We start from the raw sequence: 12321 nt of genomic DNA on the forward strand, positions 1-12321 counted from the left end.
AGTTTACTAAATAATCTATTGTATGAAGAGACTGATCTTAGCCTTGTGCTTTGCATGGACGGGCTTATATGCCCAAAACTACAATTCTTCAGAGGTCTTTAATCCATTAAACAACTATGTCCCCGGAAACAAATACCGAAGCGCATCAGGACAGCCGGGACCTGAGTATTGGCAAAACCGCGCCGATTACCAAATCAAAGCTAGCTTAGACACTACACTTCATCAAGTAAAAGGGCAGGTTAGCATTACTTACACGAATAATTCTCCGGACGAGCTGACCTTTATTTGGCTACAATTAGACCAAAATAAATTCAAAAAAGACTCGCGTGGTAACAGTGTAACCCCTATTTCGGTGGGAAGATACGGAGTGAAAGGTTTTGACGGAGGATACACACTTTCAGAAATCAAGGCTGAAAAGCCTACTGGTACTGCAGCTCCAAAAGGCACTGTAGCTAAGGGCAAAAAGTCCATCTTAAAAGACACTTACACAGAAGACACTCGCCTTCAAATCTTCCTCACTGAACCATTAAAAAAGGGAGAGAAGGTGCAAATTTCTATGCAGTACGAATTCCTGATACCGGAGAATGGTTCGGATAGAATGGGAATGTACAAAGCTCAAAAAGGAATCATCTACCAAATGGCTCAATGGTTCCCAAGAGTTTGTGTATATGACGATATCAGAGGATGGAATACCAGCCCTTATCTAGGTGCGGGAGAATTCTATCTGGAATATGGAGACTATGACTTTGAAATCACCGTTCCCAGAGATCATATTGTGGTAGCGTCCGGTGAGCTTTTGAACCCTAAAGAGGTTTTGACATCTACTCAGATTTCCCGACTAGCAGAAGCAAGAAAATCAGATCAAACTGTATTTATTGTAAAAGAAGATGAGATAGGCACCTCGCGTCCAAGCGGAAGTGGCAATCTAACCTGGAAGTTTAGCTGCAAAAACACCAGAGACGTGGCTTGGTCAAGTTCTAAGGCCTTTGTTTGGGATGCGGCAAAGATCAATTTGCCTTCAGGAAAAACGGCCTTAGCTCAATCTGTATATCCGGCAGAGGTGGGAAGTAAAGATGCTTGGGGCAGATCTACGGAATACACCAAGTTCTCCATTGAATTCTATTCCGGCTGGCTAATGGAATATCCATATCCAAATGCCATTAACGTAGCAGGTATTGTAGGCGGAATGGAATACCCCGGCATAGTATTTTGTCAAGCAAGCTCCAAGAAAGCTAGCCTTTTTGGTGTTACAGATCACGAATTTGGACACATCTGGTTTCCTATGATCGTTGGTTCCGATGAAAGAAGATATGCCTGGATGGACGAGGGCTTGAACACATACATCAACTCTTTAGCTGTTAAAGCATTTAACAATGGAGAATATTTTGTACCTCAGGCTACGTCAAAGATGGGTAGATTCCTACATCCATCTAAGTCCATCTTAAATACCCCGGACGCCATTCCTGAAAGAGAATTGGGTATCTTGGCCTATTACAAACCTTCAGTAGGCATTACCATGCTGGCAGATGCCATTGTAGGCGAAGAAAGAATGAAGATGGCATTAAGAGAGTATGCACGTAGATGGGCGTACAAGCACCCTACACCTTTTGATTTCTTCAGAACCATAGAAAATGTTTTGGGTGAAGATCTGGAATGGTTTTGGAGAGGATGGTTTATCAAAGGGGATAAGATAGACCAAGCTATAAAAAGCGTGAAATACATCAAGGATAAGGCGGAAAATGGAGCTTATATCGAACTTGAAAACGTAGGAGCTCTACCTATGCCTGTTGAACTTGAAATTAAGGAAAAAGGCAAAGATCCAGTCATCCATAAACTTCCTGTGGAGGTTTGGCAAAAAGGAAGCACCTGGACTTTTGAACATCCTAGTAAAGCAGAACTTGAATATGTTAAGCTTGACCCAAGAGGAATCTTGCCGGATGTAGATGACAAGAACAATACCTGGAAACCTTAATGAGATTGTAGACCTTCCAGAATCCGGTTGACCTGTTCCTCAAGTTCAGGTTGACCGGATTTTTGATATGCAAAAGCCAGATTCGTCAGGACCCTGGTAACAATTTCAATATGCGTACAGGCCTGATAATATTCCTTTCTAGGCTCCAGATTCATTTGCTTGAGATAATCATCTATATCCCTTTTGTAAAAGATCTGACCTTTATTAAAGACATTTACATAAAAAGGTCTACCCGGTAAATCATAAAGCGTTACGAAGAGGTTAGGCAGATTTACACCATAAAGGGGGATATCTAACTTTTGAGCTAGAAGGATATAGACACAACTTAGGGAAACGGGACTCCCTGTCCTTTCTGATAAAACTTGATTAAACAAGGAATTCTGAGGAGAATGAAAGCTTTTTACATTGGGCTCGAAACCCAGATCTTCAAATATGGTAGTGTTTAAGATATTTAGCACATCTGCCGGATGCATGTTTTCACGCATCTGTACCCAAACGTCCAGATATATCCTATTCATTTCGGCCCTTAAAGATTCTAAGGTAGTATTAGGGTATACCAGTTGAGAAATCAACCAAAGACCTTTCAATAGATCCTCTCCTCCTCCATCTGCCCAGGCTTTAAGTTGACCGTACACAGCATCAGACTGCAGCTCATTCCTCAAGGCCTCCATCTTTTTCCTTACCTCTCCTTCCGGTGCATAGGTGTCTAACTCCGCCTCAATAAGAGGTAAGATCTCAGGTCCTATCCCTCTCAAATTATCTCTTACTTCTGTGGCTACGTCCGGATCATCTAGCAGGGATACCATTGCTTTAAAGTCCCTGATATTCATATGCTGTGTTTAATTTAAGAATCAATAATACGATAAGCCCTTTTAAATCCAAACAAATTTTTAAAACATTTATTTCTATATTAGCTTTGCACAAAAAAGCACTGAATGAATATACTCGTAACAGGCGGAGCAGGATTTATAGGTTCACACACGGTAGTAGAATTAGTGGAAGCCGGTTTTTCTCCGGTAATTGTAGATAATCTGAGTAATTCTAATGTTTCAGTTCTGAAAGGCTTAAAGAACATCTTAGGACAAGATGTCCCTTTTTATCAGGAAGATTGTAACGATTTTGAAGTAATGAACAAAATCGTGCAAAAGCATCAAATCCAAGGCATCATTCATTTTGCAGCCTATAAGGCCGTGGGAGAATCAGTGGCGGAGCCTTTGAAATATTATCAAAATAATATAGGGTCTCTACTTAATATCCTGGAAGTAATGAAAGGAAATGGAGTAAGAAACCTGGTTTTTAGTTCTTCTTGTACCGTATACGGCCAGGCAGACCAAATTCCTGTTACAGAAGAAACCCCAAGGAAGAAAGCGGAAAGTCCCTATGGTAACACCAAAGCCATAGCAGAAGATATTTTAGAAGACTGTATTAAGTCGGGAATGGAAATGGGAATCATCTCATTGAGGTATTTCAACCCTATCGGTGCGCATTCCAGTGCACAGATCGGTGAATTACCTTTAGGAGTTCCTTCTAACCTTGTTCCTTTTATTACTCAGACTGCGGCTGGAATCCGTGAGAAATTAGTAGTATTCGGTGCGGATTATAATACGCCTGACGGATCAAATATTAGGGACTTCATTCACGTTGTTGATTTAGCTAAAGCACATGTTGCTGCGCTAAAACTATTGGACAAAAAAACAGAAGGATCCTACTATGACATATTTAACTTAGGGACAGGCAGAGGTAATACCGTACTGGAAGTGATTGAAACCTTTGAAAAGGTGAATCAACTTAAGTTGAATTATGAAATCGGCCCAAGGAGAGCAGGTGACGTAGAAAAGATCTACGGAAACGTGGAAAAAGCCGCAAAATTACTGAATTGGAAAGCAGAAAAGTCCTTAGAAGAAAGCCTAGAAGATGCCTGGAGATGGCAAAAGCGTATAAGTAACCTATGAAAAAAAACATCTTGATTACCGGCGGTGCCGGATTTATCGGCTCACACGTGGTACGTCTATTTGTCAAACAATATCCGGAATACAGAATTGTAAACCTGGATAAATTGACTTACGCAGGAAACCTTGAAAATCTCAAGGACATTGAAAATGAGCCAAACTACGTGTTTGAACACGGAGACATAGTGGATGAGACATTCATTGATAACCTTTTCCAAAAATATGCATTTGATGGAGTGATCCACCTGGCCGCAGAATCCCATGTTGACAGATCCATCACAGATCCCATGGCTTTTGTCAAAACCAATGTCATAGGTACATGTAACCTCCTAAATGCCGCTAAAAACTCTTGGAAAGGAGTTTATGAGGGTAAGAGATTCTACCATGTTTCTACAGATGAAGTTTACGGTGAACTTCATGATCCAAAAGAGTTCTTCGTAGAAACTACAAAATATGACCCGCGCTCACCTTATTCCGCCTCAAAAGCTAGTTCTGACCACTTCGTAAGGGCTTACCACAATACCTATGGATTGCCGATAGTGGTTTCCAATTGCTCGAACAACTATGGACCAAACCACTTCCCTGAGAAATTGATCCCATTGATGATCAATAATATCAAGAACAACAAACCTCTACCGGTTTATGGAAAAGGGGAGAATGTAAGAGACTGGTTATTTGTCAAGGATCACGCCAGAGCTATTGACCTGATCTTCCATAAAGGAAAGAACGGGGATACGTACAATATCGGAGGAAATAACGAGTGGAAGAACATTGATTTAGTCCACTTGTTGATAGAGATCATGGACAAAAAGCTAGGCAGACCGGAAGGTACCAGCAAAGCTTTAATTACTTATGTTACAGATAGAGCCGGTCATGACCTTCGCTACGCCATAGATGCCAGCAAGTTGATGAACGAATTAGGCTGGAAACCTTCTGTGACCTTTGAAGAAGGATTGGCACAAACCGTAGATTGGTATTTCGACAACTGGGATTGGATAGAAAATATCACCAGTGGAGATTATCAGAAGTACTACGATTCCATGTATAACCACTAAATAACACGTATGAAAGGTATCATCTTAGCGGGCGGGAGTGGAACCCGTCTACATCCTCTTACTTTGGCTGTTAGTAAACAACTTATGCCGGTTTATGATAAACCCATGATTTACTATCCGCTATCCATCTTGATGTTGTCAGGTATCAATGAGATTCTAATTATCTCTACTCCTCATGATTTGCCGCACTTCAAAAAATTACTTGGAGATGGCTCTCAAGTAGGATGTAGATTTGAATACGCGGAACAACCTAGCCCGGATGGATTGGCTCAAGCCTTTATTATTGGTGAAGAATTCATCGGGAATGATAAAGTAGCCTTAGTATTAGGAGATAATATCTTCTACGGAAGTGGCTTAAGTAAGTTATTACAATCCTGTGCAGATCCTGATGGAGGTACCGTGTTTGCATATCCGGTACATGATCCTGAGAGATATGGAGTGGTAGAGTTTGATGAAAACTTTAATGCCCTAAGCATTGAAGAAAAACCTGCTCAACCTAAATCAAATTATGCTGTACCCGGACTTTATTTCTATGACAATAGCGTAGTAGAAATAGCCAAAAACATCAAACCTTCTCCGCGCGGTGAACTGGAGATCACGGATGTGAACCGTGTGTATCTGGAGCAAGGCAAATTGAAAGTAGGCGTTATGAACAGAGGTACAGCCTGGTTAGATACAGGTACTTTTGCTTCCTTAATGCAAGCCGGTCAATTTGTGCAGGTGATAGAAGAAAGACAAGGATTGAAGATAGGTTGTATTGAAGAGATAGCTTACCGCATGAAATTCATAGATGCGGAGCAATTAAGAAAAATAGCCCAACCTTTAGTAAAGTCGGGCTATGGTCAATACCTTCTAAATCTGCTGAAATAATTAGAGATCACCAGCCGTCATCTGCCACTTTTTTAGGCTTGGGGGCTGGTGCTTTTGTTTTTGTAGGAACAGCTGCAGGTTTATCTCCCACTGTTACTACTTGCTCATCTAATTCCATTCTGGAATAAACTCTACTCACTATTTTCCATTGCTCACCTACCTTTAGGAGGTTGAGTAAATCTATGATCTTATTCGTAGCATAAGCAGTCTCTGTGATGGCAGTAGCTGCATTATTGGCATAAGAAATAGAAATGATCTTTGTAGTCCTATCCATTTTTTGGTTAGGCTTTATTCTAGAGATCAAAGCATCTACAGTAGTACCCGTTACTCCATTGCTTCCTACTGTCTTTTGGACAGCATCTCTAACGAAAGCACCTCTAAACCTTTCTATATCCCCCATGGTTCCCCCTTCTAAGAAGTCGTTCACCGTTTGGGTAATCAAATCTTCCTCCGTTTGTGCGTGCAACTGTGTCCCGCCTATCAGGAGCAACAGCAATAGGCTATATTTTTTCATGAGTATTGAATTTTATTTCCAGCACAAATAAAATCAAATTTCATGGTTCTCCTAGTGAAATTACTCGAATTCTTCCTCCACCTTTCTAAGGAAGTTTGGTAACTTTGCCAAAAAAGCTTTGGAATGAAATTATTCAGTAAAGACGTTTATATACGCCGTAGATCTCAGCTAAGGGAAGCTGTTCCTCAAGGACAAATCTTAATCATGGGCAATAACGAAGCACCCATGAATTACACAGCTAATGCCTATAGATTTAGACAAGACAGTAATTTCCTGTACTTTTTCGGGATCAATATGCCGGGACTGGCTGGGCTTATTGATGGGAACAAAACCATCATTTTTGGTCATGAACTTACCCTTGATGATATCATCTGGGAGGGCCCCGTTGAACCATTGTCATCATTTGCCGAAAAAGTGGGTGTTACAGAAATCCATCCTTTAGAAGACCTTCCTAAGTTTATCAAGAAGGATGAGGTTCATTATCTACCTCCTTACAGAGGAGACAGAAGCATATTTTTGAAAGAAACTTTAGGTATCTCTCAAGCACCATCCGTAGATCTAATCAAGGCTGTAGTAGCTCAAAGAGCCATTAAATCCTCTGAGGAGATAGCAGAAATGAGTGCTGCGGTTAATATCAGTGGAGCTATGCACGTAGCCGCCATGAAGGCCTGCAAACCAGGAAAAATGGAATATGAGATAGTAGCTGAAATTCTGAGAACGGTCAAAATGCAGAATGCAGAATTGTCCTACCCTATCATCCTTTCTGTGAATGGCCAAACCCTTCATAACCATTTCCACGGAAACCAAATGCATGCAGGTCAGTTGATGTTGAATGACTCAGGCGCAGAAACGGAAATGTACTATGCCGGCGATATCACTCGAACTTATCCGGTATCCGGTAAATTCACTACCCAACAAAAAGACATCTATGAAATCGTCCTTAAAATGGAAGTGGATTCCATTGAGGCCATGAAGCCTGGCGTCTCCTACAGAGATATACATTTGCATGCCAATAGAATCCTTATAGAAGGTTTGAAGGGATTGGGGCTTTTGCAGGGAGATGTAGATACCATGGTTAGCGAAGGCGTAGGTGGTATGTTTATGCCTCACGGTCTAGGACACGCCATTGGACTGGACGTACATGATATGGAAGATCTAGGCGAACAATATGTAGGATACAAAGAAGGTTTAGAGCGTAGCACCCAACTGGGTTTAAAATCGCTTCGTTTTGCTAAAGAACTGGAAACCGGAAACGTATTGACCGTGGAACCGGGCTGTTACTTCATACCGGAATTGATATCAAAATACAAAGAGGAAGGTAAGTTTAAGGAGTTTGTCAACTATAGCCGACTAGAATCCTATCTCCAATTCGGAGGAGTTAGAATTGAAGATAACGTATTAGTTACTGAAAATGGGCACCAGATCTTAGGAAACCCTATACCTAAGACGGTGGCAGAAATTGAAAACATATGATAAAGAAGTATGATTATTTTTACAGACAAAACAGGCCAACTTGGAAATCAACTATTTGAATTCTCTACTTTCATCACGAATTCTTTAGAAAATAATACAATTTTAGTTAACCTATTTTTTTCGGAATATGGAAAGTACTTTAAAGGATACACTGAAAAGATATTACATAATCAAATTAGAACTACTTTAGGGCCTAATATTATTAATAAGTTGATTATTAGATTGTTACAATTAAAAGTCACACAGAGGCTTTACCAAAAAATTGGAAATCACCTTAACTCAAGTGGAGTTCACTCATCAATAGACAACTTAAATTCACATGGAAAGATCATATTAAAAAGTGGATCGTGGTATACTTCTTTTTCAACATTTTATAAACATTCTCAATTTATACGGGACTACTTTACTCCCATTAATGAAAGACTAGAGGAAATTGAACTATTTATCAAACCACTTAGACAAAAGTATGACATTCTAATTGGACTACATATTAGAAGAGGTGATTATAAAACCTTCCTGAATGGAAAATTTTACTATGAAAATGAGATTTACAGAAAAAAAATTGAAGAAATCAAAAATTGTTTAAACGGATTAGCCGTTGGTATTATAATATGCTCTAATGACGAAATAAATGCAAAAGATATCTCTGAAAAAGATGCATACAATGGACCGGGTCATTTTATTGATGATATGTACACTTTAGCAAATTGTGACTATATCATCGGACCACCTAGCACATTTACTATGTGGGCATCTTTTTATGGTCAAAAACCTCTTTATAAAATTGAAAATCCAAATTTAGAAGTTAAATTACAGGATTTCAAAATTGATTACGGTTACTAGAAACAATACCATTTAATAAATAAATGAAAAATAAGTTTTTCTATTGATAGTTTCACATGACATTTATGGAACACAATCAATATAAAACCTTATGAAAAAAAAAATTCTACTACCTTTATTGAGCGCATTTATAGTCTCAATATCCGCGATTCCTACTTATTGTAATGACTCTGTCAAGGTTAAACTTAGACAAAATATTACTATCAATGAAACCCCGCCATTGGTTGGAGTAATTAGGTGGGATATGTGGGATAATGGGGCTCATGGGTCAAATTCCAATCAAACACAAATTTCACTTAACCCTAGTCAATATCGCGATAGGATTCCCTTCTTTGGAGTTGAGAACACTCCAAGAACAGTTTCTTATAGCAAATGGTGTGAAGATCACCAATACACATACTACGAAAATATATCCATAACTATAGATGGTAATTCACAAACTGTTATGGATCAAGAGATAGCCTATGCCTATGACGCAGGAATAGACTATTTTGCCTTCAATAAATATGGTGCTGACTTTTATTCATATAATCTTTATAAATCTAGTACTAGTCCTTATAAATCAAAAGTAAAGTTTACTTATATTACTGGAGTTAGCACTCCAAATTCTGACTTAGATTATATAGCACTAGACTTTCAACGATCTGATTATCAAAAGATTGCAGGCGGCAGGCCACTATTGTATGTAGATTATAATAATTATGAAATGTCTTCTGCTACTGCTGATGCTTACCTTGCCTCAATGCGAAGCTACTTCCAAAACAACTATCCATCTGTTGGAAATCCCTACTTGGTGGTTTTATGTTACGGCTGTCAAAGCGAAATTAGTAATGCAGATGCATTTTCCCAATATACCACTGAACCTGGTGGAAAATATGGAGATTTCTCATTTGAATACATCTCTACCAGTCAAAGAAACGGATGGCAATCTGTGGCAAACTCAAAGAATGTTGTACCGTGGATAAGTGTCGGCTACGATCGCAGACCACGAATTGATTTCACAGTTGACTGGGAAAGAGACTCAACTTGTAATGCACAACATCAATATAATCATTGGGGTGAAACTGCTAGTTTGCAACAAATTACAAATGAAATTATTGCTGCAAAAAATTTCATTACTAACAATCCTTCAAAAACTCCTGCCAATACAATGTTGATATATGCTTGGAATGAACATGACGAAGGCGGCTGGATTTGCCCCACAATAGTCCCAGGAACAAGTAATATAGATAGGAGCAGATTAGATGCTGTAAAAGCTGGAATTAACAATACATCTGAAACTTGTAGCACGTTATCAGATGGATTAGTAATGGGAACATGGACAGTAACTGGGCACCAATTGATAGCTCGCTATTTTCATAATTCATGGTGGCTAGTTCAAAAGATTAATAATTCACCAGAACAATTTATAGTTAGAGGATCTGAAATGCTTAATAGGCCAGATGTTACCCTTAATTCATCAAGTTATTCTAATTTTGTAAACTGCTTTTCATGGCAATACAGTGATTATGGCGGACTAATGCCTCCATCTGATTTATACTTCCCAGCACCTCCCAATTACGTTAAAATGTCAGAAAATGGAGATGAATTCTATCAATTATCAAATACGTCTCCTTGTTCTTCCCCAAGTCCAATTTTAGCATCTATTTCTAATCCATTACAAGGACAGAGTGTTACATTAAGTACCTCTTGTACAACAGGAACACCAGTTTGGTCCACTAGTTATACTGGAAATTCCATAACGGTGACTGCAACTAATACTCCTCAAACATATTCTGTAACATGTCAAGGTGCAAATTGTACTAATAGCAGCTCTGTTAGTTATGTTGTCTCTAGTTCTTCATGTACTGATCAATATCTCTCAAATAACTGGACTTCAGCAACTTCAGGATACCTTACAGTTCAATTAGGAAAAAATGTTGGAGGTTATGATATATCTATTGGCGGAGTAAACTACAGTAATACTAATCCCGGCACAGGTATTGGAACTCATGCAAATTCTGAAGTTATTTATAATTTAGGCAGTCATAATTATAACTACTTCAAAGCAGTTATTGGAAAAGAGGATGGTAGCATGGGATGTGGAGATGGCAGATTGATATTTAAAGTATATGATAACATAAATAACAACTTACTTTTCACTTCAACTACTATTGGTGATCCCTCATTTGGATTTCCAAGTCATCAATCAATTACAGTAGATATTACAGGAGTAACTTCTCTAAAATTAGTGGTAGAAAATGGTGATGGCCCTTCAACAGGTTGCCTATGGGGTACATGGGCTATAGCGAGATTAAGTTGCTCCAACTCAGGAGCACGCCACTCTAATTTTAACGACATTACTTACTTAGAATTACCCAAAATTGTACTTACACCTAATCCTATTGTTAATAATTCTGAAATTAAATTTAATTTCCCTTCAGCACAAAAAAATACAAATTATTTAGTAAGAATTATTTCGTCAGATGGAAATGAATTACTAAAACAAAATATGACTTTGGATAAAGAAAACAATACAATCAAATTAAAAAATAATAAACTGTCTGCCGGAACTTATATTTTAAATGTACTTGAAGGAATCCATACTTATTCAACAAAAATTATGGTTCTTAAATAATTTTAGAGAGAGGATTTCATTTCGTTAAATCCTCTCTCTCTAATTAAAAAAATTATTTTGCACCAGGAAAATGTTTACATCCATAAGCTAAAAAAATGTCTATATTGCAAAAAATATCAATTATATTCTAGACATTAGATTATTTTTTGAGGTAGCAATAATTTATATATCATAAAGTTTTATTAAATGGCATTTCAAAACTTAAAATGGGAAACTGAAAAAGTAACACTTGAAAATATTTCCTTCGCATTACAAGTCCACCTCAAAGATGATAAAAGAAATGAAACCACGGGTTTCGTATTCTATAAGGACAAGAAACTTATAGATATGTATGAAGCCTTCTTCAAGTCCGAACACTACCCCAAAATAGAACGAATGCTGGAGATAGGCATGTGGGATGGGGGCTCTGCTGTCTTTTGGCACAAATTATTACAACCCAGTACACTTATAGGAGTTGATTTGATGAAAAGTAGAAAAGGAACAGCCTTTGAATCCTATAAAAAACTACACCAGGAAAGTTTTCATGACTATTGGGAAGTAGATCAGACGGACGGTAAAAAACTTAAAGAAATACTCAAAACGCATATAGGTAATCAAGAATTAGATCTTGTATTTGATGACGCTTCACACCGTTACCATCAGTCCCTAGCCTCCTTTAATATCGTGTTCCCACACGTAAAAAAAGGAGGATATTATATTATTGAAGACTGGGCATGGGTACATTGGTTACACGAAGACTCAAGTGCATATCCTGATTATACAGAGCCTACCCGACTGATCTTTGATTTAGTTGAAGCAGCTGGGAATGTAGGATTGATAGAAAGTATACACGTCTGTTCAGGTTTTACTGCAGTGAAGAGAGGACCATTAGATATTCCTAAAGAAGGCTTCAAACTGCATGACTACATCCAAAGGAGACCAGTATCTCTAAAGAGCAGAGTTAAAAGGAGAATCAAGATGCTTCTAGGAAAGTCATGGTAAAGATCAGGTTTTATACTTGATCTTTATCATAATTTAAGCTGAGCTTA

General features: G+C 38.3%; 10 protein-coding genes. 8 read left to right on the plus strand and 2 right to left on the minus strand.

What is annotated here, in order from left to right:
• Positions 1-22: 22 nt before the first annotated feature.
• Positions 23-1972: a M1 family metallopeptidase gene (locus LBYS_RS06500; RefSeq protein ID WP_013408078.1), complete on the plus strand. Its 1950-nt coding sequence runs from the start codon at positions 23-25 to the stop codon at positions 1970-1972.
• Here the strand turns inward: LBYS_RS06500 and LBYS_RS06505 are convergent.
• A complete protein-coding gene (locus LBYS_RS06505; RefSeq protein ID WP_013408079.1) occupies positions 1969-2802 on the minus strand; it encodes a transglutaminase-like domain-containing protein in 834 nt (277 codons plus the stop codon). The genes LBYS_RS06500 and LBYS_RS06505 overlap by 4 nt on opposite strands.
• 105 nt (positions 2803-2907) lie before the next feature.
• Here LBYS_RS06505 and galE point away from each other — a divergent pair, with 105 nt between their 5' ends.
• From galE to rfbA, 3 genes are read left to right on the plus strand one after another with little or no spacing between them, the layout of a single operon-like run.
• Positions 2908-3924, plus strand: a complete 1017-nt coding sequence (galE, locus tag LBYS_RS06510; protein WP_013408080.1) for a UDP-glucose 4-epimerase GalE — start codon at positions 2908-2910, stop codon at positions 3922-3924.
• Positions 3921-4976 (plus strand): dTDP-glucose 4,6-dehydratase, encoded by a 1056-nt coding sequence (gene rfbB, locus LBYS_RS06515; RefSeq protein WP_013408081.1) that lies wholly within the window; start codon positions 3921-3923, stop codon positions 4974-4976. Before galE ends, rfbB begins: the two co-directional genes overlap by 4 nt.
• Before the next feature lie 9 nt (positions 4977-4985).
• The gene (rfbA, locus tag LBYS_RS06520; protein ID WP_013408082.1) at positions 4986-5846 is read left to right on the plus strand and encodes a glucose-1-phosphate thymidylyltransferase RfbA; all 861 of its coding nucleotides are present in this window, start codon (positions 4986-4988) and stop codon (positions 5844-5846) included.
• Positions 5847-5853: 7 nt separating this feature from the next.
• Here rfbA and LBYS_RS06525 read toward each other — a convergent pair whose 3' ends face one another.
• A complete protein-coding gene (locus LBYS_RS06525) occupies positions 5854-6360 on the minus strand; it encodes a nuclear transport factor 2 family protein (protein ID WP_013408083.1) in 507 nt (168 codons plus the stop codon).
• A 123-nt stretch (positions 6361-6483) separates the two neighbouring features.
• Between LBYS_RS06525 and LBYS_RS06530 the strand changes: the two genes are divergently transcribed.
• From LBYS_RS06530 to LBYS_RS06545, 4 genes are all read left to right on the plus strand, one after another.
• Entirely contained in the window at positions 6484-7833 is a 1350-nt protein-coding gene (locus LBYS_RS06530) for an aminopeptidase P family protein (protein WP_013408084.1), read from the plus strand.
• 9 nt (positions 7834-7842) lie between these two features.
• The gene (locus tag LBYS_RS06535) at positions 7843-8676 is read left to right on the plus strand and encodes an alpha-1,2-fucosyltransferase (protein ID WP_013408085.1); all 834 of its coding nucleotides are present in this window, start codon (positions 7843-7845) and stop codon (positions 8674-8676) included.
• Between the two features lie 91 nt (positions 8677-8767).
• Positions 8768-11293 (plus strand): NPCBM/NEW2 domain-containing protein, encoded by a 2526-nt coding sequence (locus LBYS_RS06540; protein WP_013408086.1) that lies wholly within the window; start codon positions 8768-8770, stop codon positions 11291-11293.
• A gap of 186 nt (positions 11294-11479) precedes the next feature.
• Positions 11480-12274 (plus strand): class I SAM-dependent methyltransferase, encoded by a 795-nt coding sequence (locus tag LBYS_RS06545; protein ID WP_013408087.1) that lies wholly within the window; start codon positions 11480-11482, stop codon positions 12272-12274.
• Positions 12275-12321: the final 47 nt, after the last annotated feature.

Source organism: Leadbetterella byssophila DSM 17132 (genome assembly GCF_000166395.1).
Lineage (GTDB): Bacteria > Bacteroidota > Bacteroidia > Cytophagales > Spirosomataceae > Leadbetterella > Leadbetterella byssophila.

Coding starts and splice junctions, on each gene's coding strand:
- LBYS_RS06500 (WP_013408078.1), top strand. CDS start 23: ATGAAGAGACTGATCTTAGCCTTGTGCTTTGCATGGACGGGCTTATAT.
- LBYS_RS06505 (WP_013408079.1), bottom strand. CDS start 2,802: ATGAATATCAGGGACTTTAAAGCAATGGTATCCCTGCTAGATGATCCG.
- galE (WP_013408080.1), top strand. CDS start 2,908: ATGAATATACTCGTAACAGGCGGAGCAGGATTTATAGGTTCACACACG.
- rfbB (WP_013408081.1), top strand. CDS start 3,921: ATGAAAAAAAACATCTTGATTACCGGCGGTGCCGGATTTATCGGCTCA.
- rfbA (WP_013408082.1), top strand. CDS start 4,986: ATGAAAGGTATCATCTTAGCGGGCGGGAGTGGAACCCGTCTACATCCT.
- LBYS_RS06525 (WP_013408083.1), bottom strand. CDS start 6,360: ATGAAAAAATATAGCCTATTGCTGTTGCTCCTGATAGGCGGGACACAG.
- LBYS_RS06530 (WP_013408084.1), top strand. CDS start 6,484: ATGAAATTATTCAGTAAAGACGTTTATATACGCCGTAGATCTCAGCTA.
- LBYS_RS06535 (WP_013408085.1), top strand. CDS start 7,843: ATGATTATTTTTACAGACAAAACAGGCCAACTTGGAAATCAACTATTT.
- LBYS_RS06540 (WP_013408086.1), top strand. CDS start 8,768: ATGAAAAAAAAAATTCTACTACCTTTATTGAGCGCATTTATAGTCTCA.
- LBYS_RS06545 (WP_013408087.1), top strand. CDS start 11,480: ATGGCATTTCAAAACTTAAAATGGGAAACTGAAAAAGTAACACTTGAA.